Source organism: Stenotrophomonas terrae, from assembly GCF_039674165.1.
GTDB lineage: Bacteria > Pseudomonadota > Gammaproteobacteria > Xanthomonadales > Xanthomonadaceae > Stenotrophomonas > Stenotrophomonas terrae_A.
The window spans coordinates 1-21,311 of the sequence record NZ_JBDJMY010000051.1; the positions used below are offsets into that span (position 1 = coordinate 1).

Genomic DNA, 21,311 nt, shown 5'->3' on the forward strand with positions numbered 1-21,311 from the left:
GCCGAGCATGGCTCGGCACTACGCTCCCTCCCTTTCGCGTAGCGAAGGGGAGGGTTGGGGAGGGGTAAGCTTCACGGCTTCTGTTCTGGCTTTGGCTTCGCGGCTTACGCTGCTCCCACAATCTGATGGATTGCCGGTGAAGCCCCTGCCGAGCATGGCTCGGCACTACAGTTCTGGCATTGCTGGTAAGGCCCTTGCCGAGCATGACTCGGCACTACGCTCCCTCCCTTTCGCGTAGCGAAGGGGAGGGTTGGGGAGGGGTAAGCTTCACGGCTTCTGTTCTGGCTTTGGCTTCGCGGCTTACGCCGCTCCCACAATCTGATGGATTGCCGGTGAAGCCCCTGCCGAGCATGGCTCGGCACTACAGTTTTGGCATTGCTGGTAATGCCCCTGCCGAGCATGGCTCGGCACTACCAAAGCTTCAGTCGCCCAGGCGTTCTTCCAGGAAGTTGTCCATCATCTTCCAGGCGCGCTTGGCGGCGCGTGGGTCGTACAGGCAGCCGGGCGGGCTGTTGGCGTCGGACTCGGCGAAACAATGCACCGCGCCGCTGAAATTGACGAACTGCCAGTCAGCCTTGGCCGCGTCCATCTCGCTACCGAAGTTGGTGATGTCCTCGGCGCTGACGCCACGGTCGGCTGCGCCGTTGAGTACCAGAATGGGTACCTTGCCGCTGCCTGCTGCTGCCGGTGCGGGTGTCGACAAGCCGCCGTGCAGGCTCACCACACCCGCCAACGGCATTCCCGCGCGGGCCATTTCCAGCACGGTGGTGCCACCGAAGCAGAAGCCTACGGCGGCGATGTTGGCTGCATCGAGCGGCGCTTTGCCGGCTTGGGCTTTCAGCGCCTCCAGCGCCGCAGCTGCGCGGGCGCGCAGCAGGGTCCGATTCTCACGCAGCGGCTTGGAGGCTGCCCCTGCGGCGTCATTGTCCTTGGGCCGCACATCCTTGCCGTAAACATCAGCAACCAGCACCACGTAGTCGTCGCCGGCAATCTGCTCGGCCTTGGCAACCGCTGAGGCGTTGACGCCGCGCCAGTTGGGCACCATCACCACACCCGGACGGCGGGCATCGCCTTCGTCGTCGTAGACCAGTACGCCGCTGTAGGTGGTGCCTTCGAGCTGCCATTCGACGGGGCGTTGCTGCATTTTTGCGAAGGCGGGGATGGATGCGGTGACACACAGCGCCAATACCGCCAACTGCATTTTCCGTGCTGCTCGCATGGGACTGCTCCGGTCTGGGGTTTGTGGCGAGTCTAGGCGCTTTGGGGTTTCATGAGCTAGAAGCTTGCCCTCACCCCAACCCCTCTCCCGTAAACGGGAGAGGGGCTCGGATTGCGTCGGCTGCGAGTGCACCAACCCCTCTCCCTTAAACGGGAGAGGGGCTCGGATTGCGTCGGCTGCGAGTGCACCAACCCCTCTCCCGTAAACTGGAGAGGGGTTCGGATTGCGCCGGCTGCGAGTGCACTAGCCCCTCTCCCGTAAACGGGAGAGGGGTTCGGATCGCGCCGGCTGCGAGTGCACTAGCCCCTCTCCCGCCTGCGGGGTGAGGCGGGCAGGTTGCAAACCACAGGTTCGCCGTCCGTCTAACGCACTTGCGCCAGCACAAGGGCCGGGGCGCGGAGCGAGAGTGGGGATGAGGGCAGCTGCTAGCTGAAGAAGCTGAAGCGACTCAACCAATCCCCAACCCGGGAATCGCGCTGATGCTGTCCGGGTCAAACCCGGCCAATTCAGCAAAATGCCGCCCGCGCGCCACATAGTCCTTGTAGGCGCCAAAGCTCGGAGCGCCCGGCGACAACAGCACTACCCCGCCCTGCTCGCCCAGCGCAGCGCGCGCCAGTTCAACCGCATGCGGTAGATCGGTCGCGGCATGCAGGCCAAAACCGCCAGCCTCTGCCAACGGCGCCAGCAGCGTATTGATGCGCGGGCCGTTGTTGCCCATGGTCACGATCTCGACCGGTGGGTTGTCACGCATGTGCTCGGCGAAATCGTGCCAGTCCACGCCGCGATCATGTCCACCCACCAACAGCGCAATGCGCTGCCCGGCAAAGCAATCCAACGCAGCCAGCGAGGCGTGCGGCGTGGTGCTGATCGAATCATTGACCCAACGCAGGCCATCGCGTTCGCCCAACAGCTGCAGGCGGTTCGGCAACGGCCGGAAGCTCTGCACCGCAGGTGCCAATGCAACCGCATCCAAACCCAATGCTTCCAGCGCCGCCAACACGGCGCACAGATTGCCGCGGTTATGCCGGCCAGGCAGCGGCGTGTTGGAGGTATCAAATACCGGTTGCGCGCCGCGATGCACGACTTCGCCAACCATGTGCCAGCCTTCAGGCTGGTTGAACCAGACGATCTCGCTATGCGGCAGCTGCAGAACGCGCAGGTGCTCGTCCGCCGCATTGAGCACGGCCACGCGCGGATGGCCGCCGGTCACCAACGACAGCTTGTCGTCGATGTAGCGCTGCTCGCTGCCGTGCCAATCCAGATGCTCGGGAAAGATGTTCAGCACGATGGCAACGTCCGGCCGCGTTCCACTACGCGCAACTTCACCGGTCTGGTAGCTGGACAGCTCCACCGCCCAGTATTCCGGTGCCGGCTGCGGGTCCAGCACTTCCAGCAAGGGCAAGCCGATGTTGCCGATCAAGCCGGTGCGATGCCCGGCCGCGCGCAGCAGATGCGCCAGCAGCGAGGTGGTGGTGCTCTTGCCCTTGGTGCCGGTGACGCAGACGGTGTTGGGCAGCGCGCCATCGGCATCGGCGTGTTCGCTGAACCACAACGAGGTGCCGCCGATGAACTGCGTGCCCTGCGTCAAAGCATGTTGCGCCTCGGGCTTGTAAGGACTGATACCCGGCGACTTGATGACCACGTCGAACGAAGCCAGCAGCTCGCCACTGAGGGCGGTTTCAACACATAGATGCGCGTCGCCAAGCGCAAGAATTTCTTCTGCTTCGGACGCAGAACAAAGCACCGTCAAACGGGCAGGAAACTGCTCCTGCGATTGCGTACCAACGACGCTCCATTCCCGGTCACGCAACGCGTGATACGCCGCACGCCCCTCACGCCCCCAGCCCCACAGCGCGACACGCTTGCCTTCAAGCTGCGAAATTCGCACGCAGACGCTCCCACAGTGCTGCCGGGATGCGGTGCTCGCCATCAAAGACCAGCAACGGTTCAATGTGCAGTTCGTCGGCCGACAGGGTCGGCTGGATCAGGGTGGCGAAACGCTTGACCAGCACGTCTTCCTTCCAATCCGGGCGCGCTGCCAGGGTCGCCATCGCCGCCCGCGATTCCTTGCCTTCGCCCACGCACTCGAACGGCTTGTGGTCCTGGAACTCCAGCAACGCGTCGTAGCCGCCGGCCTGCTCGCTGTCGTCCAGCAGGTTGCGGCCAAAGATGCGCACCAGACGCATCTTCGGCATGAACGGGGCAAGCGCCAGGAACACGAAGTGGCACTTCGGGCAGACGCCGCACCAGCGGTTCACCGGGCGCTCGCCGAGGATGTGGAAGTTGCGGTTGCAGCTGGAGAAATGCGCGTCGTAGAAATCGGTCTTGGCGAACTGGCGGGCCACCGCCAGTTCCGACAAGGGGCGCAGCAGCGAGTAGTAGTTCAGGTCGGCGGCGATGTACTGCTGCACGTATTCGCCGAACGCCTTCTCGAAGGCCCAGCCCTTGGACCACTGATGGTTCACTTCGCCGGTACCGGCGATCTGGCTGCCATAGCTGGCCGAGCGTTCGTTGGAGAACACCACCTGGTCCACACCTTGCACCACGGCGGCCAGCACCATGATCGCCGAGTTCACTGCGGTAACCGGGATATGGCCGTTCCAGGCACCCTGACGGTTGAGTTCGAAAAGCTCCGGCGCCAGCGTGCGGCCGATGTTGAGCGTCGGCAGGCCGGTGCGCTCGGCGCAGGCCCGGATCAGCTGCGAGCCGCCGATCCAGGTGACGGTTTCGGCAACGCCGGCATTGCGCAGGGCTTCGATGCTGACCAGCGAGTCCTTGCCGCCGCCGATGGCTACCAGGGCGTGGTGGGTAAGGTTGAGATTGGGGGCAGAAGCGCCCTCACCCCCTGCCCCTCTCCCGTAAACGGGAGAGGGGAGCGAAGCGGGCAGCTTGAACCTGTCGCGCAGGTTCAGGCCGTTGCGGTAGGCGAACTCGCCCAGGCCGTTGAAGTACACCGTTTCCACCAGCGCGGCGGTGGCCGCGTCGATGGCGTAGCTGTCGATGCTGACCTGCGCCGGCACCGCCGCCTTGTAGTAGCTGACACCGGCGATCAGGTGCAGCAGCTGCAGGGCGCCTTGCACCGCTGCGGCGCGGTCGCCATCCAGCTGGAACGGCGCACCCGGCACGGTGACGGTCTCGGTCAGCTCCGGGCCGTCGTCGAAGGCGTATACCAGCTGCGCAACACCGGTATCCACGGCGAAATCGCAGCGGACGAAGCGGAAGCGGGAAACCTGGTCTTTATCAAAAGCTGTCATGGCGTATCCGAATCAAACGAACCGTTTTCGCGCGGTGGCGCGGCGGGACGACAAAGAGGTATGCAGGGAACGAACAACATCAGCCATCGATGATGTCCTCGCGCGGCAGAGCGCGCTGGTTGTAGGTACTGGCCATGCTGAAGCCATAGGCGCCGGCATCGGCGATCAACATCACATCGCCGTGTGCGGTGGCCGCCGGCAGCTTCACCCGCTGCGCGAACACGTCGCTGGATTCGCAGATCGGGCCGACCACGCTGAAATCAACATCGCGCGCATCGCCCAGGCGGCTGAGGTTGGCGATGTCGTGCCAGGCGTCGTACAACGCCGGGCGCAGCAAGGCGTTCATGCCGGCATCCAGACCAACGCGGCGCACGCCGTCCTTCTCCACCACCTGCGTGGCGTGGGTCAGCAGCACGCCGCATTCGGCGACCATGAAGCGGCCCGGCTCGATCGCCAGTTGGAATGCCGGGTGCACGGCCTTGATCTCGGCCAGACCAACGGCCCAGGCATCCAGATCGAAGGGCTCGTCGTCGTCGCTGTACGGCACCGGCAAGCCGCCGCCGATATCAAGGATCTCGACGCTGCCGATGCGGCGGGCGAAACCAGCCATTTCATCGACCATCTGCTTCCAGTGGCCGCTGTTCTCGATGCCGCTACCCAGGTGCGCATGCACGCCGGTGATGCGGATATCCAGCGCGCGCGCAGCGGCGATGAACTCATCCACACGCAGCGCGGACAGACCGAACTTGGCATCCTTGCCGCCGGTGTTGACCTTCTTGTGGTGGCCATCGCCGTGGCCCAGGTCGATACGCAGCCACAGCTTGCGGCCACGGAAGACTTCCGGCCAGTTCTGCAGCAGCTCGACATTGTCGACGGTGACGTTGACGCCACGCGCCAGCACCGCCTGGTACTCGGTGATCGGCGCAAAGCTCGGGGTGAACAGCACGCGCTCGGGGCTGATGTCCGGCACCGAGGCAAACACCAGCTCCACCTCACCCTGCGAGACGCATTCCAGGCCGAAACCTTCGGCAGCCAGCGTACGCAAAATCTCGGGATGCGAGTTGGCCTTGATCGCATAGAAGCGGCGATCGATGGCACCGATCGCCTTCAACTGGCGGGCGCGTTCGCGCACCTTGTCCAGGTCGTAGACGTAGGCCGGTGTGCCCTTCGCGGCCAGCTGCAACAGCTGCTGCTGCTTGGCTGGTGCCTGCCACCACGGCGTCTGCCGCGGACGGATGCTGCCGGTGATTTCGCGCCAGCGTGGGCCGAACACCTGTTCTTCGTAAACCGGCATGGCGCCGCTGTCGATCAGCTCGGCGTGCAGGATGGGCAACAGGCCATCGGCGTCGGCTTCGTCGATGACGAAGGTCAGGTTCAAGTCGTTGGAGGACTGCGAAATCATGTGCACGCGCTCCTTGCCGAACGTGGCCCACACGTCGGAGAGCTTGTACAGCAGCGAGCGCATGCCACGACCGACCAGGGTGATGGCCGCGCACGGCACGATCACCTTGACCTTGCAGATCTGCGACAGGTCGGCCGACAACGCGGCCAGCACATCGGTGTTGACCAGGTTTTCAGACGGGTCCAGCGACACGGTGACGTTGGTCTCGGCCGAACCGATCAGGTCCACCGACAGGCCGTGCTTCTTGAACAGGTTGAACACGTCGGACAGGAAGCCGACCTGCTGCCACATGCCGATGCCTTCCATCGAGATCAGCACGATGCCGTTGCGGCGGCTGATCGCCTTCACGCCCGGCACCGGCTCGGCACTGCCGTCGATGCTGGTGCCCGGCATGTGCGGGCGCTCGGTATCGAGGATGGCCATCGGCACGCCGGCATCGCGGCAGGGCTTGATCGAGCGCGGGTGCAGCACCTTGGCGCCGGTGGTGGCGATTTCCTGCGCTTCGTAATAGTCGAGGCGGGTCAGCAGGCGCGCGTCCGGCACGTCCCTGGGGTTGGCGCTGAACATGCCCGGCACGTCGGTCCAGATCTCAACGCGGCTGGCACCGAGCAGCGCACCGAAATAGGCCGCTGACGTGTCCGAACCACCACGGCCGAGAATGGCAGTGCCACCGTCGCCGTGGCGGGCGATGAAGCCCTGGCTGATCAGCATGCGCGTCGGCTGGGCCGAGAAGCGCTGCTTGAAGTCGCCGCCGCCCTGCCACTGGCAGTTCACCGACAGGCGTTGCGACCATTCGGTCTGGTTGGGCGCGGGCGGCAGTGCGTTCAGCCATTCGCGCGCGTCCATCCAGCCGAAATCCAGGCCGGTGCTGCGCAGATAGGCCGCGCCGACACTGGAAGAGAGCAATTCCCCCTGGCCCAGCACTTCAGCCTGCCAGTCCAGCGGGCGGCTGGCCGCGCGCGGGTCATCCAGCAGCGCCTGCAGCGCGGCCAGGCGTTCAGCCAGCACCTCGGTGCCCAGCTCCAGCTCGGCGAGAAATTCGTTGTGACGGGTGACCAGCGCGGCCACGCGCTCGCGGCTGTCGGCAGCGCCGTCGGCAATGGCGGTCAACTCGTTGGTGACGCCGGACAAGGCCGATACCACCACCAGCACCCGGCCGCCGGTTTCGTCTGCCCGTTTTTTCGCCAACTGACCGATCGTGTTCCAGCGATGACGACGCGACACCGAGGTGCCACCGAACTTGAGGACGATCCAGCGATCAGCAATTGGGGAAGCAGACATTGGCTTTGAGGGTTCACAGGTGGGAGAAAGACCCGGCAACGCGGGCGGAACTCCCGATTCTATGCCAAGGCCGTTGAGGCAGGACGACTGAGTTACCGGCGATACCATCGCCGCCCGGCCTCCCCTCCCGGGGCGAAGAAAGTAGCACTTGCAACGATCCGGGTCATCTTTGGGTGAATGGACGGGGTTTTGGAGATTGGGGTTTGGGGATTTGCTGTGGCTATGGCTCCCGATTTTATAAGCCGTCATTCCCACGCAGGCGGGGACATGACGATTCGCCATTCTTAAGGAATGCCTCCAAAAGCCCGCCCACCTCTAGCGCTTCCATCCAACGCCCCTAAGCTGACCGCAGCCCCACAACACACCCAAAGCCATGCCCCCGCGCCGCTACCTGCAACTGGACGTCTTCGCCGACCGCCCCGGCACCGGCAACCCGCTCGGCGTCATCCTCGACAGCGAAGGCCTGGACACCACCGCCATGCAGGCCCTCGCCGCCTGGCTGAACCTGTCCGAGACCGTTTTCTTCCTGCCCCCGGAGGACGGCGCCAGTTATCGCATCCGCATCTTCACCCCCAGCAGAGAACTGCCGTTTGCTGGCCATCCGAGCATTGGCGCGGCTTGGGCAGCGGTGATCTCGGGGTTGGCGCAGCCAAGTGATGGCCGGCTGATACAGCAGTGCGCAGCCGGCCTGCTGCCCGTACAGGTGGCTGGGCCAGCCGACGCCCCAACCATCCTGTTGGCCAGTCCACCGGCCCAGCGGCATTCAACCGCGTCAGGCGCTGTTCCGGAACAGTTGCAGGCCTTGATCTCCCCCGGCCATGTTCCCGAACTCTGGGACAACGGTCCACGGTGGTGGTTGCTGCCGGCGCGCGATGCAGCCAGCGTGCGCGCACTGGTTCCAGACATGCCCGCCATACGTGACTGGAGCAATGCCACGGATGCAACCGGTGTGGCCGTGTTCGCAGCCGAAGCCGGTACAGATCACAGCCTGGCGGTGCGCGTGTTCTGCCCGGCCGACGCGGCGAGCGTGCCCGAGGATCCGGTCACCGGCAGTGCCAATGCGCTGATCGCAGCGTGGTTGCAGCAACACGGGCAACTATCGCGCAGCGATGCCAGCTATGTAGCCAGCCAAGGCCGCGAGCTCGGACGCGATGGCCGCGTGCAGGTAGTAATCGATGCGCAAGGCACGGTCTGGATTGGCGGCCAGGTCCAGCGGGTTATCGATGCACAGGTGCACTGGTAAGCTGCCGGGCCGTCGTCTGGAACCTGTTCGCAATGTCCGCTCGCCGCTATCTGCAGTTGGATGTATTCGCCTCCCGCCCCGGCACCGGCAACCCGCTGGGCGTCATCGTCGACAGCGAAGGTCTGGATGATGCCGCCCTGCAGGCCATCGCCGCCTGGCTGAACCTGTCCGAGACCATTTTCTTCCTGCCTCCCGACGAGGGCGCCAGCTACCACATCCGCATTTTTACCCCCAAAGGTGAACTGCCCTTCGCCGGTCACCCCAGCGTGGGCGCCGCCTGGGCCGCAGTGGAGCTTGGCCTGGCCACGCCGGACGACAATGGCCAGCTGATCCAGCAATGCGCCGCTGGCCTGCTGCCGGTGCGGGTACAGGGCGGGCGTTGGTTCCGCCAGATTCACGTGCGCAGCCCGCAGGCCGAACGCCGCGAGACCGCCATGGAGAAGCTGCCCGACGGCCTGGCGGCCCTGGCCAAGCGCGGCCACAGCCCGGAACTGTGGAACAACGGCCCGGACTGGTGGCTGCTGGAAGCCGGCAACGAAGCCGCCCTGCGCCGCTACAAGCCGGAGCTGGCGGCAATTGCGGCCATGCCGGGCCGCGGCAAGCTGGCGGTGTACGCGCCTGCTGACCGCCCGGACGTTGGCTACCAATACGTGGTGCGCGCCTTCGCTCCCGGTGTTGGCATCAACGAAGACCCGGTCACCGGCAGCGCCAATGCGCTGGTTGCCGCACAGCTGCTGCAACAGGGGCGGATCAAGCCTTTCCAGCAATACCTGGCCAGCCAGGGCCGCGAGCTCGGTCGCAATGGCGAGGTGCGGGTGGAAGTGGACGCAGAGTCCAACATCTGGATTGGTGGTGAAGTGCAGCAGGTGATTGCTGGGCAGATTGAGTGGTAAGGGCGCAAGCCATGCCTGAATGTCTCCCTTCTCCCGTTTACGGGAGAAGGTGCCCAAAGGGCGGATGAGGGGAAGCGTGCGAAGCACGCATGCCTTTGCTTTTTCTTTGTGATCTCTCAATCGCGCAAAAACCAGAGCAAGCGGACTACGTCCGCCTCCCCTCACCCCAACCCCTCTCCCGCAGGCGGGGGAGGGGCTTAAGCCACAGCAACAGCAACAGCAACAGCCAAAGCCAAAGCCAAAGCCAAAGCAACAGCAATGGCAACAGCAACGGCAACAACGGCAACACCAGCAATCGAATTCGGACCCGACCATGACCACCCGCCGCTTCCTGCAACTTGATGTCTTCGCCCCCCGCCCCGGTACCGGCAATCCGCTGGCCGTGGTGCTCGATGCCGACGGCTTGGACGATGCCGCCATGCAGGCCATCGCCCGCTGGACCCGTTTGCCTGAGACCACCTTCATCTTCGCCCCGACCAAACCAGGCAGCAGCTACGGCATCCGCATGTTCGCCCCGCAGAAAGAGGTGCCATTCGCCGGCCACCCCAGCGTTGGCAGCGCCCATGCGGTGCTGGAAAGTGGCGTGGCCGCAGCCATCGACGGCCAACTGGTACAGGACGGCATTGCCGGCCAGCTGCCGCTGCAGGTCAGCGAGCACGACGGCATCCGTACCATCGCCATCCGCACACCGCGCGCCTCGGTGGCCGAGATCGTCACTGCAGGTGATGCGCGCCTGCAGCCGGCCATCGTCGGCTGGCCGCTGGGCAGCCTGCCGCCCGCATTGATGGATGGTGGCCGCCGCTGGTGGCTGGTGGAAGTCGCAGACGAAGCCGCACTGCGCGCGCTCAGCCCAGACTGGGACGCCATCGCCACCCTCGCCGAATCCACTGGCGCGATGGGCGTATTCGCCTACGCACGCACCGCAGGCGACGGCTACGAACTGGTTGTGCGCGCCTTTGTCGGCAACGGCCGCCGCTTTGAAGACGCCGCCTCCGGTGCCGCCAATGCAGTGCTGGCCGCATGGCTGGACGAACGCGATGCCCTGCCCGGCAGCAACAAGCGCTATACCGCAAGCCAAGGCCGCGAAGTCGGCCACGATGCATTGCTTGAGCTGTGCATCGACGAACACGGCGACGTCTGGTCGGGTGGGCAGGTGCAGACCGTGATCCGCGGAACCATTGATTGGTAAGCGGGTCAGACGCTGATCGATAGCGCAGCGAACCACGGAGCCGGAAATGCATAGATGGATCTGTCTTTTCGCGCTGTTGTTCACATTCAACGCCTGCGCCGGTGACACTTCGCGTCAACCGGCAAGGGCTTTGTTCGTCGGCAACAGCCTGATCTACGTGGGCAATCTGCCAGCAACGTACGCAGCACTGAGCACCGCCAACGGCCATCCACTGCACAGCCAGATGATTGTCAAAGGCGGCGCTCTCCTCCACCAACGGGTTGCCGATGGCTCGGTGCAACGCGCACTGAGCGAACATCCCTCCGAGCTGCTGATCCTGCAGGAACAAGGCGGCGCGCTGCTGTGCTGGCCGGACGAATCCGCCTGCACAACATCGCAGGCGGCGATAAAGACATTGGCGAAGGCAGGGAGCGATGCCGGTGCACGCGTACTGCTGCTCGGCAGCTACCAATCACATGCGGCAGCATCCGGCCGTCTGATTGCCAAGGAAGCGGCTGCTACCGAACAGGCCGGCATTCCCTATGTGGCAATCTCCGAAGCCCTGCGTACCGTCTCGGCCACTGCGCCCGACTTGCCCTGGTACGACGCGGATCGCATGCATCCCGGCCCGGCGCTGACCCTGCTTGACGCCATCCAGCTGTATCGCGCCATCCACGGCCGGCTGCCTGAGCACGGATTCTCAGTGGCGGCACCCATCTATCTGCCCAAAAGCGGGCTCGATGCGGACTTGCGCGATGCCAATGCCGCCGCACCGCTCGCCGATACACCCACCCATATCAACTATTCCGATGCGATGATCCAACGTATCAACGCGATGCTGCGAACCACGCCGCCCTGACAACGAGCTCCCCATGCCGCACCTGACTCTTGAATACAGCAGCAATCTGGGCACCGCCATTACTCCGGCGTTGTTGCGAACCGCCAATCAGGCACTGCTCGCCACCGGACAATTCCAGGAACTCGACATCAAGTCACGGGCCATCGCTTTTGACTGCTTTGCGGTTGGAATCAGTGAAAGCCCGCGCGGGTTTGTGGCTGCGCGATTGGAACTACTCAGTGGCCGCGATGCGGATACCAAGCGCGCGATCGCCAAAACACTGTTGGCCGCACTGGAAGCCGCCATCGTTGCCGCCGAACTGGAGCTGCAGATCAGCGTGCAGATTGTGGATATCGACCGCGACAGCTACGCCAAGACCCTGATTCCGCCCAGGAGCTGAGCGAACGCGAGTAAGCCCCAAGTCAGAACTTCAGCTGGAAAAGCCGCGACCGAAAACGTGACAGCGCCTGGCTCATCCCTCGGCCATCTTGAATTTGATTTGCGCGCCATCAAACAAGGTCAGATACGCGTCATTCGAACGAAGTTTGATGTCCACCCAAAAGCGCATCTCCTTCGTCCCTTCGGCTATTTTGGAGAACGACGTGTTCACGCTGAGCTCCACCTTGCCCGACTCGCTGCGCAAGTGCATTACGTCGCGCTGCAGCTCGCGCAGTTGAGCGGCACCTTCCGTGCTCAGCGCCAGATCGTAGGTGGTAACGGCAACGGCCGGGCTGAAAAAGCCAGAGCTGCGTTCGCCTTGGCTGGAGCCCACCAATCTCAGCGGCATCGTTGCAACCCGCGCAGCCTTACCCTCGGGCTGCAGCCGCAATGCCAGCCGGGTTTCCTCCGGACTCAGCGTATTGCCGTGGGGAACCGCCACTTTGATCCGGATATCTGCTGGTTCCAGTTGCACCAGCGCACGCTCATCCAATGAAGACAGCCGCAACGCGGTGGACAGCGGGATCGAAGCGCAGGCGCAGAGCAGGACCACGCACAGCAACAAGCACCCTCTTGCAAGAATCACAGGAAAAGACATCGACGCATCTCCTTGGTCGTTGTACTTCCGTATCTGCGTGCCGGCGCTGGGAACCTACCCACAGCCGTACATGCGACTATCGCTGAAGCCTTACCTTGGGAGCAACATCATGGCGCATGTTCAGTTTCACTCCGTTTCCCCCTTCCTGGCTACAGAGGACCTGCCGACCACCCTGGCGTTCTATCTGGACCGGCTTGGTTTCTCGCTGGCATGGGAATGGGGTGAACCCACCGAGTTGGCTGCGGTGTGCCGTGATGAGGTGGAACTGACGCTCGCCAGCCGCGCCGATACCAAGCCCGGCGGTATCAGCCGGTTATACCTGCACATCGATGGCGTCGACAGTTACCACGCGCAGCTCCAGTCAGCGGGCGTAGCCATCACCGTTGCCATTGCTGACCGGCCCTATGGCATGCGTGATTTCAGCGTTACCGATCCGGCCGGCAATGTGCTGTGCTTCGGGCAGGCGTTGCCGCAACCTACCGGTGCTGCCGAAGCGCCCTGAGCTGCGACGCTCGCGGCGATTACAGCCCACCGGCGAGCTTGTCGGTGATTGGAATGTCAGCTTCGTGGCTTACGCAGCTCCAGCAGGACTTGGCTTTTTTGCCAGCAGGTAGCCCAGCCAGGCCAATGGCAGGTAGGCCAGCACTACATCCAGCACTTCAAACCAGCGCGGTGCAGGCAGCATGAAGCAGCTGGCGATACCGCCCATCAGGAACAACAGGCCGATCAACAGCGCCGGGAGTCGGTTCACGCGACCAACCACCCAGGTCGCCACCAACGCACCGGCGAAGGTTCCCAGCGCATGCGCCAGGAAAGGAAACAGGAAGTACCTCGCCTGGAGCAGCGGCATCGCCGCCTTCAGTCCTTCAGCGGTACTGGTATCCACCCCAGCCGGCGGTGGCACCAGCTGAGCGCCTAGCAGCACCAATCCCATGTTCACCGCGCTGCCTGCGACAAGCCCAAGCACCACGGCCAGCAGTCCTTTCAGGAATCCTCGCATCGTTGCCCCCTTCGCTCGGTGATGGGCAGAGTATGAGCCCGGCGCAGCTTGATTGGCACACTGGGGGAAGCGTGACCTGAGCTGGAAGGTAAAGCCTTTGTTGGGCAGCAATGAAAGGCCCCTGCCGAGCATGGCTCGGCACTACGGATGATGCTTGGCGTTGCTTCCATTCCTTCTCCCGTTTACGGGAGAAGGTGCCCCGAAGGGGCGGATGAGGGGGGCTTTGGGTTTTGCGGCAAAGCCCCTGCCGAGCAGGGCTCGGCACTACAGAGGATGCTTGGCTTTGGCTTCCATTCCTTCTCCCGTTCACGGGACTGCAGCCCCCTTCTTGGGGGAAGGTGCCCCGCAGGGGCGAATGAGGGGAGCTTTGGATTTTGCGGTAAAGCTCCTGCCGAGCATGGCTCGGCACTACAGATGATGCTTGGCTTGGCTTCCATTCCTTCTCCCGTTTACGGGAGAAGGTGCCCCAAAGGAGCGGATGAGGGGGCTTTGGATTTTGCGGCAAAGCCCCCTGCCGAGCATGGCTCGGCACTACAGACAGGCTTAGCGCCAGTTGTAGTTGAACGACACGCCGATGATGCGCGGGTCGTTGTAGACGGCTGCCATGTAGTTCTCGATCACGCCCTTGAGGTTCTTCTCGTTGGTGATGTTGCGGGCGAATGCCGCCACTTCCCAAGCGCCGTAGCCGCCGGTATAGCCAACGCGCAGGCCACCTTCGAAGTTGCCCTTGGAATAGAACTCCTTGCTGTCATACAGCACGAACTGGGTTTCGCCCTGTTTGTTCCAGTCGGTGGCAAAGAACACCGCGCCGTCATCGCCCACCGGAATGTCGTAGCGCGCGGCCAGGTTCACGTTGTACTTGGGCGCGTTCGGCAACGGGTTGCCGTCGATCTGGGCGTAGACATTGTTACCGATCTTGATGGTCGGGTCGTTGACCGTACACACCACCACACCATTCAACGCACAGACCTGCGCATAGACACGCTTGTCCTGGATCTCGCTGTGCAGCAGGCTCAGGCCGGCGGTCAGCGACAGGTTGGGGATCGGCCGCCAATCCATGTCTGCTTCCAGGCCGTAGGCACGCGCCTTGTCGGCATTGAACAGGACGCCGTTGCCGTTGGAATCGTTGCCGTTGAGCTGGATATCGTTGACCGTATAGGTGAAGCCGCTGACATTCAGACGCAGGCGGTTGTCGAACAGGCTGCTCTTGATACCCGCCTCCCACGACAGGATGGTTTCCGAATCAGCAGTGGTGAAGTCGGCATTGAATACCGCCGAGCGACCCTGGATGGTCGGGCCACGGAAGCCACGGGCCACGCGTGCGTACAGGCTCAGCTCCGGGCTGATTTCATACATTGCACTCAGATCCCAACTGGGCTGGGTATCGGACATCTCGACGTTGTTGCGGCCCTTGTAGGTAACCAGACCGGCTGCGGTGTCGGCAGTCTTCAGCAGACGCGTGCTCTTCTCGTCCTTGGTGGCGCGCACGCCTGCGGTCAGGGTCAACGCATCCGTGGCCTTCCAGCTCACCTGGCCAAAACCTGCCCAGGAGGTATTGATGTTGCGCAGGCGCACCCAGTTGTTGGGATTATGCGCGGCGGTATCCAGGAACCAGGCGCGCTGGTAGAAATCGGTGGTGTCGCGGCCGTCGAAGTAGAACGCACCTACCTGCCAGGACAAGGGATCGGTGGCGTTGGAGGCCAGCCGCAGCTCCTGGGTGAACTGGTCCAGATCCTGCACCTGTCCCATCGACTGGCCGTAACCATTGGGCAACCCGTTGACCGGGTAATCGGCCGCGGCGCCGCCATCGGTATCACCGCGGCTGTAACCGGAGGTGGTCTCGTAGGCGCTGATCGAGGTCAGCGTGGTATTGCCGAAATCATAGATCGCCTTCAGCGAGCCACCGTGGGTCTTGTAGGCTTGCGGATTATTGTCGGCTTCGTCGAACGCGACCTTGTCGCGCGCCACATCGACGCGGTTGCTGCCCTTCACCAGCGCATTGCGCAGGAACAAGGTGGAGGTGCCTTCGTAGTCACGGGTATGCACGGAACCGAGCAACGAGAACTGCTCGTTTGGCTTGTACAGCAGCTGCAGGCGCAGGTTACGGTCGTCGTAGCCGCCCATCGTGTCGTTCTTCGGCGTTACAGTGCCGTCAGCGCTGGGGCCGCGATAGGTATTGTCCACCCAGTCGTCGCGGTGCTGGTATAGCGTGGAGACGCGGTAGGACAGCACGTCGTTGATCGCCCCGCCCATGCCGCCGTCGATGGATACGGTGTTGTAGCTACCGTAGCTCATGTTGACCCGGCCGCTCGGGTCCTGGCTGGGCTTGACCGTATCGAACTTGACGATGCCGGCGGTGGTGTTGCGACCGAACAAGGAGCCCTGCGGGCCGCGCAGCACTTCCACCTGGTCCACGTCGTAGACCGGGTTGGACTTGAGCACCACATGCTCCAGCACAACATCATCCTGGATGATGGAAACCGGCTGCGAGGCACCCAGATAGAAATCGATATTGCCCAAGCCACGGATGTAGAACCGCGGAAAGATGCGACCGGTGGTGGTTTCGGCATAGAAGCTGGGGACGCGGCCGGACAGCGCCAGCAGCGTGTCGTCCGCACCTTCTGTATAGGCCCGCAGGGCCTCGCCCTGCACCACGCCTACCGACACCGGCACGTCCTGCAGGTTCTGCTCGCGGCGCTCGGCGGTGACCGTAATGGTATCCAACGCCGTCGCGGCGCTGCGCGCTTCAACGGGAGCGGCATCCTGGGCTAGCGCGGTCTGCGCGGCCAGCGGCAGGATCAACAGCGCGCAGGCCTGGGCCAGCAGCGAGCGGCGCGGGAAGTCATGGGTAGTGCGGGTAATTGCGGAGATGGTGCGGTGACGCTGCATGGATTGGCCTTGGTTGGCTGTTGATGATTGCGCTCGGCCCGGACCGGGCCGACTTCGCGGCATGAGGCGCGCAGATCATCACCGCACAAGGTTGCAATTCGATGGCATTGGCAGCGGGCAGCCCATGAAGCGGAACGCCAGCGCGGAAGCAATCGGCTTCTACGCTGGCGATGACGCCCTTCAATCACTACTCGCACGCCAGCCACTGAATGGCTGGCGTGTGCACTCAACGCAGCTGGTCTTTCAGGAACAACCAGGTGATCAAGGTTGCATCCGGCCCCTTCGGGTCGGTGAACGGCAAGCCGGAAGTGCTTCCACTCCAGGCATGGCCCATCCCATGCACGAGGTAGTCCTGGACCAAGGTCTTGCCACCGTAGGTGTAGTTCTTGATCGTATAAGCGCGGCCACCCGGCACCTGGCCGGCAACGGTGGTGGTCGGCACATATTTGACCGAATCATTGTCCACGCCGTCATCGGCCAGGTCATTGGTCTGCAGGAACTGACGCACTGCCTGCTGGCCATTCACCGGGTTGACCGTGGCATCGGCGCTGCCATGGAACACCAGTACCGGCAACGGGCGCGGCGACGGCGAGCCCGAGCACTGCCAGGCAAGCTTGCCATTGCTTTCCGGCGAGTAGATGCTGCCAGCAAGCAGCGCGTAAGCGCTGCCGGATACGGTGGTGGCGCCCTTGTACATGCCGCCGGAATGGATGGCGCCTGCAGCGAACACGTCCGAATAGCAGGCCAGCATGATCGAGGTCATCGCACCGCCAGCGGAAATGCCGGTGACGTAGACCCGGCGCGGATCGACGGCGTAGCCGGCCTTCACCGCATCGACGATACCGGCCAGAATCGAGGCCTCACCGCTGCCGCGCGCCTGGTTGATCGGCAACTGCCAGTTCCAGCAGCGGGTCGGATTGGAGGTAACGTTCTGACGCGGATAGACCACGATGAAACCTTCAACATCGGCGACATCATTGAAGCCGGAGGCTTCGCCCATCAGGTTGGGGCCGTTGACGCAGCCATGCAGTACCAGTAATACCGGCAGCGGCGTGGTTTCCTCGTAGCCCGCCGGCACCCATACCTGGTACTCGCGGCTGCCAAAAAGGTTGCCGTACAGACCGAAATCCCAATGGCCCGCAGCGCTTTGCGCAAACGCGCTGCCTGCCGCCAGCCAGCTACACAGCAGCAGTAAAACAGCCTTGATTGAAACGATTCCAGATTTCATAGCCAGATCCTCATGCGTGAGTCGTGGATGAAGTGGACGATTTGGTAACGGAAATCCTCATGGACCAGCCTTCCAGAGGGTGTTGCGACGCCGTTTCAAACCCAGCCGGTGGCGTAATAGATGCCAATCACCACGAACACCGCGAGGGTCTTGATGATGGTCACTGCGAAAATGTCCTTGTAGGCCTGGCGATGGGTCAGCCCGGTCACCATCAGCAAGGTGATCACGGCGCCGTTGTGCGGCAGGCTGTCCATGCCACCGGAGGCCATCGAGGCAACCCGGTGCAGCACTTCCATCGGGATGCCGGCCGCCTGCGCGTTGGCGATGAAGGTCTCCGACATGGCCGCCAAGGCGATGCTCATGCCACCAGACGCAGAGCCGGTAACACCGGCCAGACCGGTAACGGTGACCGCTTCATGCAACAGCGGGTCCTTGATCGAACCGAGCGCGTTGGCTACCACCATGAAGCCCGGCAACGCCGCGATCACCGCGCCAAACCCGTACTCGGAAGCGGTGTTCATCGCCGCCAGCAAGGCGCCGCTGATCGCGGTCCTGGTGCCATCCGCAAACTGGCTGACCACCGGCCGCCAGGCCAGCGCCATTACCGTCAGGATGCCGACCAGCAATGCGCCCTCCACTGCCCAGATCGCAGCAATTTTTGGCACTTCCTGCACTACCGGTGCCGCCTTGCCGAGGATCGACGGCACGAAACTGTGCTCGGCGCCGTACCAATGCGGTATGCCCAGGGTGAACAACTTGTTGGAAACAAACACCAGCACCAGCGGCAACACCGCGATGCCCGCATGTGCCAGATTGGCGCCGGTGAACGGCGTCGGCTCGTTGACCAGGGTTGCGGGATCGCCATAACCCTCGCCGTTGCGCACGGCGACGCGGCGACGCCATTCCAGATAGGCCATGCCGACCGCAAGCACGAAGATGCTGCCCAGCGTGCCCAATACCGGCGCAGCCCAGGTATCGGTGCCGAAGAATGTGGTCGGGATGATGTTCTGGATCTGCGGCGTGCCCGGCAGCGCGTCCATGGTGAAACTGAAGCCACCCACCGCCAGCGTCGCCGGAATGAGTCGCTTGGGGATATTGCTCTGGCGGAACATCTCGGCAGCAAACGGATACACCGCGAAGACCACCACGAACAACGAAACGCCGCCGTAGGTGAGCAGGCCGGATACCAGCACGATGGACAGCATCGCCCGTTGCGGCCCGAACAGCCGGATAGCCGCGCCGACTATCGATTTGGAGAAGCCGGACAGCTCGATCAGCTTGCCGAACACCGCACCCAGCAGAAATACCGGGAAATACAGCTTCAGGAAGCCGACCATCTTGTCCATGAACAGGCCGGTGAACATCGGCGCCACCAGCGACGGGTCGGTGAGCAGCACCGCACCGAGTGCGGCGATAGGCGCGAACAGGATCACGCTGTAACCGCGGTAAGCCACCAGCATGAGGAAGCCCAGCGCTGCAAGTACGATCAGTAACGACATACGGCGCTTCCGAATGAGGAGGCGCCCAGTATCCTGATCTGACGGCCGCTGCCGACTGGACCTAGGTCCACTCGCTGGTGCACATCCGCGTCGCTAGCCTAGGCTCCGAGGGTGGCATTCGGCCATCTACAACGCACTTGCCTGGGGAGGACCGAATGAAGCGGAACTGTTTGAGCCTGATGATCGGCGCGCTGTTGGCCTCCGGGCCGGTATTGGCACAGGAAGCGCAACAAGCTGCGCCCGCAGCGGGCAAGGCCGCCTCGGCCACCAACCTGGACAGCATCACCGTCACCGCGCGCAAGCGCGAGGAAACCCTGCAGGAAGTGCCGGTCGCGGTCACCGCCTTCACCTCCGAAGCGCTGGACAAGTTGAACGTGCAGGACATCGCAGACCTCGACTCGCAGGTGCCCAACCTGACCATCTACGCGGCGCGTGGCGCCAGCAGCACGGTCACCGCCTACATCCGCGGCGTCGGCCAGTCCGATCCCACCTGGGGCGCGGATCCGGGCGTGGGCATCTATCTGGATGACGTCTATATCGCGCGTCCGCAGGGCGCCTTGCTGGATGTGTTCGACGTCTCACGCATCGAAGTACTGCGTGGCCCGCAGGGCACGCTGTACGGCAAGAACACCATCGGCGGCGCGATCAAATACATCTCGCGCGGCCTGCCCACCCAGGTCGAGGGTTACGCGCAGATCACCGCCGGCAACTACAACCAGCTCGACGCCAAGGCGGCCATCGGCGGCCCGCTGGGCGGCGCCGACAGCGGCCTGCGCGGGCGCATCGCGGTGGCCAGCATGAACCGCGATGGTTTCGGCGAAAACACCTTCAACGGCCAGCCGATCAGCGACAAGCAGATCAACGCCGCGCGCCTGAACCTGGGCGCCTATGCAGGCGACGACTTCGACGTGCAGTTCGCCCTGGATTGGATCGATGACCAGTCCGGCATGCGTGGCTCGAAGATGCTGGCAGCAAACCCGTTCACCCCGGCCTACCCGCCGATGGATGACCGCTACGACATCCGCTCGGGCATGCAGAACCTCAACAGCGTCGAGACCAAGGGCGCCTCGGCCACGGTCAACTGGCGTCCGAACGACGACGTTGCGTTGAAGTACGTGGTTGCCAAGCGCGAATCCGACAGCCACTCCAACATCGACTTCGACACCACGCCGGTCAAGCTGGCCGACGTCGGCGGCTTCTACGAGGACAGCCAGGTCAGCAATGAGCTGCAGTTCAACTACGATGCCGGTGGCCGCGTGCGCGGCGTGGTCGGCCTGTACCGGTTCAGTGGTGAAGCCGGTGGGCAGATCCGCAACAACTTCTTCAACCTGCAGTTCGGCGATACCCGCGGCAAAGTACTGACTGACAGCATCGCGGTCTATGCGGACTGGACGTTCGACCTGACCAACAAGCTCAAACTCGATGTCGGCGCGCGTTACACCGATGAAGACAAGCGCGCGATCGTGCTGAACCGCTTCTATTCCGACGCGACCTTCAGCCGTCCTATCGCGGTGGCCGCCGATTTCGACAAGACCACCAACTTCAAGAACGTCTCGCCGAAGGTGTCGCTGGATTACCAGATCACCCCCGACATCATGGTCTATGGCCTGGCAACGCGCGGCTTCAAGTCAGGCGGTTACAACATCCGCGCCAACGCCGTGGCGGTACCTCGCTCGGCCGAGCCGTTCGATGACGAGACCGTCGACAGCTTCGAGATCGGCAGCAAGATGGGCTTCCTCGATTCGCGCCTGTTCCTGAACCTGTCGGCCTTCCACAACAAGTACAAGGACATCCAGCTGTCGGTGTTCACCGGCATCGACACCAATGGCGATGGCGTCAACGACGCCTTCTTCGGCGACTTCACCAACGCCGGCAAAGGCACCGTCAACGGCCTGGAAATCGAATACCAGTACCTGCCGACCGCGAACTGGCTGATCTCCGGCAACCTGGCCTGGCTGGATACAAAGTACGACGAGTACATGGACCGCGGCGTCAACGTCGCCGACAAAATGAAGTTCACCAATGCGCCGGACTTCTCCGGTGCGCTGAACGTGGAATACCGCACCGAGCTGGCCAATGGCAGCAACCTGTCCGCACGCGTGGGCTACAGTTACCAGAGCGAAGTGTGGCCGACCACCGACCTGAGCCCGGTGATCAAGCAGGATGGCTACGGGCTGGTCAATGCCGGCGTGATCTGGAAACTCAATGACGCCTGGACCTTCTCGCTGCAGGGCACCAACCTGGCCGACAAGGAATACCGCACCACCGGCTACAACATCCCGGCGGTCGGCACCCTGATCGGCTTCTACGGCCCGCCGCGCCAGTACAGCCTCAGCGTCCGTTACGATTTCTAGGAAACAC

The 21,311-nt window shown here is 63.4% G+C and carries 16 protein-coding genes; 7 read left to right on the forward strand and 9 right to left on the reverse strand.

Annotated features, from left to right (window positions below):
* Window positions 1–421 precede the first annotated feature (421 nt).
* From ABE493_RS16815 to ABE493_RS16830, 4 genes are all read right to left on the reverse strand, one after another.
* Window positions 422–1,219 (reverse strand): dienelactone hydrolase family protein, encoded by a 798-nt coding sequence (locus ABE493_RS16815; RefSeq protein ID WP_346500051.1) that lies wholly within the window; start codon window positions 1,217–1,219, stop codon window positions 422–424.
* 448 nt (window positions 1,220–1,667) lie between these two features.
* The gene (murD, locus tag ABE493_RS16820) at window positions 1,668–3,107 is read right to left on the reverse strand and encodes a UDP-N-acetylmuramoyl-L-alanine--D-glutamate ligase (protein ID WP_346500053.1); all 1,440 of its coding nucleotides are present in this window, start codon (window positions 3,105–3,107) and stop codon (window positions 1,668–1,670) included.
* The gene (gene murL, locus ABE493_RS16825; RefSeq protein ID WP_346500055.1) at window positions 3,088–4,473 is read right to left on the reverse strand and encodes a UDP-N-acetyl-alpha-D-muramoyl-L-alanyl-L-glutamate epimerase; all 1,386 of its coding nucleotides are present in this window, start codon (window positions 4,471–4,473) and stop codon (window positions 3,088–3,090) included. The genes murD and murL overlap by 20 nt, the downstream gene beginning before the upstream one ends.
* Window positions 4,474–4,552: 79 nt before the next feature.
* Window positions 4,553–7,156: a bifunctional aspartate kinase/diaminopimelate decarboxylase gene (locus tag ABE493_RS16830; protein WP_346500057.1), complete on the reverse strand. Its 2,604-nt coding sequence runs from the start codon at window positions 7,154–7,156 to the stop codon at window positions 4,553–4,555.
* Window positions 7,157–7,529: 373 nt separating this feature from the next.
* Between ABE493_RS16830 and ABE493_RS16835 the strand changes: the two genes are divergently transcribed.
* The 5 genes from ABE493_RS16835 to ABE493_RS16855 all read left to right on the forward strand — a co-directional run bounded on the left by ABE493_RS16835 (window position 7,530) and on the right by ABE493_RS16855 (window position 11,698).
* Window positions 7,530–8,399, forward strand: coding sequence for a PhzF family phenazine biosynthesis protein (locus ABE493_RS16835; protein WP_346500059.1), 870 nt, complete (start codon window positions 7,530–7,532; stop codon window positions 8,397–8,399).
* 32 nt (window positions 8,400–8,431) lie between these two features.
* Window positions 8,432–9,292, forward strand: coding sequence for a PhzF family phenazine biosynthesis protein (locus ABE493_RS16840; protein WP_346500061.1), 861 nt, complete (start codon window positions 8,432–8,434; stop codon window positions 9,290–9,292).
* Window positions 9,293–9,605: 313 nt separating this feature from the next.
* Entirely contained in the window at window positions 9,606–10,481 is an 876-nt protein-coding gene (locus tag ABE493_RS16845; RefSeq protein ID WP_346500063.1) for a PhzF family phenazine biosynthesis protein, read from the forward strand.
* Between the two features lie 46 nt (window positions 10,482–10,527).
* Entirely contained in the window at window positions 10,528–11,319 is a 792-nt protein-coding gene (locus tag ABE493_RS16850) for a hypothetical protein (protein WP_346500065.1), read from the forward strand.
* Between the two features lie 13 nt (window positions 11,320–11,332).
* Window positions 11,333–11,698 (forward strand): 5-carboxymethyl-2-hydroxymuconate Delta-isomerase, encoded by a 366-nt coding sequence (locus ABE493_RS16855; RefSeq protein ID WP_346500067.1) that lies wholly within the window; start codon window positions 11,333–11,335, stop codon window positions 11,696–11,698.
* 72 nt (window positions 11,699–11,770) lie between these two features.
* On the opposite strand, the gene ABE493_RS16860 is transcribed toward ABE493_RS16855, so the two are convergent.
* Window positions 11,771–12,334 (reverse strand): hypothetical protein, encoded by a 564-nt coding sequence (locus tag ABE493_RS16860; RefSeq protein ID WP_346500069.1) that lies wholly within the window; start codon window positions 12,332–12,334, stop codon window positions 11,771–11,773.
* Window positions 12,335–12,443: 109 nt separating this feature from the next.
* Between ABE493_RS16860 and ABE493_RS16865 the strand changes: the two genes are divergently transcribed.
* Window positions 12,444–12,836, forward strand: coding sequence for a bleomycin resistance protein (locus tag ABE493_RS16865; RefSeq protein WP_346500071.1), 393 nt, complete (start codon window positions 12,444–12,446; stop codon window positions 12,834–12,836).
* 69 nt (window positions 12,837–12,905) lie between these two features.
* On the opposite strand, the gene ABE493_RS16870 is transcribed toward ABE493_RS16865, so the two are convergent.
* The 4 genes from ABE493_RS16870 to ABE493_RS16885 all read right to left on the reverse strand — a co-directional run bounded on the left by ABE493_RS16870 (window position 12,906) and on the right by ABE493_RS16885 (window position 18,950).
* Window positions 12,906–13,334, reverse strand: coding sequence for a hypothetical protein (locus ABE493_RS16870; RefSeq protein ID WP_346500073.1), 429 nt, complete (start codon window positions 13,332–13,334; stop codon window positions 12,906–12,908).
* Between the two features lie 543 nt (window positions 13,335–13,877).
* A complete protein-coding gene (locus tag ABE493_RS16875) occupies window positions 13,878–16,223 on the reverse strand; it encodes a TonB-dependent receptor (protein ID WP_346500075.1) in 2,346 nt (781 codons plus the stop codon).
* A gap of 226 nt (window positions 16,224–16,449) precedes the next feature.
* Window positions 16,450–17,451 (reverse strand): extracellular catalytic domain type 1 short-chain-length polyhydroxyalkanoate depolymerase, encoded by a 1,002-nt coding sequence (locus ABE493_RS16880; protein ID WP_346500077.1) that lies wholly within the window; start codon window positions 17,449–17,451, stop codon window positions 16,450–16,452.
* Between the two features lie 95 nt (window positions 17,452–17,546).
* A complete protein-coding gene (locus ABE493_RS16885; protein ID WP_346500079.1) occupies window positions 17,547–18,950 on the reverse strand; it encodes a GntP family permease in 1,404 nt (467 codons plus the stop codon).
* A 155-nt stretch (window positions 18,951–19,105) separates the two neighbouring features.
* Between ABE493_RS16885 and ABE493_RS16890 the strand changes: the two genes are divergently transcribed.
* Window positions 19,106–21,304, forward strand: a complete 2,199-nt coding sequence (locus ABE493_RS16890) for a TonB-dependent receptor (protein ID WP_346500082.1) — start codon at window positions 19,106–19,108, stop codon at window positions 21,302–21,304.
* Window positions 21,305–21,311: the final 7 nt, after the last annotated feature.

What these genes read in the sequence shown, in the direction of transcription:
- murL (WP_346500055.1), bottom strand. Translation starts at nt 4,473, where the DNA reads ATGACAGCTTTTGATAAAGACCAGGTTTCCCGCTTCCGCTTCGTCCGC.
- ABE493_RS16835 (WP_346500059.1), top strand. Translation starts at nt 7,530, where the DNA reads ATGCCCCCGCGCCGCTACCTGCAACTGGACGTCTTCGCCGACCGCCCC.
- ABE493_RS16855 (WP_346500067.1), top strand. Translation starts at nt 11,333, where the DNA reads ATGCCGCACCTGACTCTTGAATACAGCAGCAATCTGGGCACCGCCATT.
- ABE493_RS16880 (WP_346500077.1), bottom strand. Translation starts at nt 17,451, where the DNA reads ATGAAATCTGGAATCGTTTCAATCAAGGCTGTTTTACTGCTGCTGTGT.
- ABE493_RS16875 (WP_346500075.1), bottom strand. Translation starts at nt 16,223, where the DNA reads ATGCAGCGTCACCGCACCATCTCCGCAATTACCCGCACTACCCATGAC.
- ABE493_RS16885 (WP_346500079.1), bottom strand. Translation starts at nt 18,950, where the DNA reads ATGTCGTTACTGATCGTACTTGCAGCGCTGGGCTTCCTCATGCTGGTG.
- ABE493_RS16840 (WP_346500061.1), top strand. Translation starts at nt 8,432, where the DNA reads ATGTCCGCTCGCCGCTATCTGCAGTTGGATGTATTCGCCTCCCGCCCC.
- ABE493_RS16890 (WP_346500082.1), top strand. Translation starts at nt 19,106, where the DNA reads ATGAAGCGGAACTGTTTGAGCCTGATGATCGGCGCGCTGTTGGCCTCC.
- ABE493_RS16870 (WP_346500073.1), bottom strand. Translation starts at nt 13,334, where the DNA reads ATGCGAGGATTCCTGAAAGGACTGCTGGCCGTGGTGCTTGGGCTTGTC.
- ABE493_RS16845 (WP_346500063.1), top strand. Translation starts at nt 9,606, where the DNA reads ATGACCACCCGCCGCTTCCTGCAACTTGATGTCTTCGCCCCCCGCCCC.
- ABE493_RS16850 (WP_346500065.1), top strand. Translation starts at nt 10,528, where the DNA reads ATGCATAGATGGATCTGTCTTTTCGCGCTGTTGTTCACATTCAACGCC.
- ABE493_RS16865 (WP_346500071.1), top strand. Translation starts at nt 12,444, where the DNA reads ATGGCGCATGTTCAGTTTCACTCCGTTTCCCCCTTCCTGGCTACAGAG.
- ABE493_RS16830 (WP_346500057.1), bottom strand. Translation starts at nt 7,156, where the DNA reads ATGTCTGCTTCCCCAATTGCTGATCGCTGGATCGTCCTCAAGTTCGGT.
- ABE493_RS16860 (WP_346500069.1), bottom strand. Translation starts at nt 12,334, where the DNA reads ATGTCTTTTCCTGTGATTCTTGCAAGAGGGTGCTTGTTGCTGTGCGTG.
- ABE493_RS16815 (WP_346500051.1), bottom strand. Translation starts at nt 1,219, where the DNA reads ATGCGAGCAGCACGGAAAATGCAGTTGGCGGTATTGGCGCTGTGTGTC.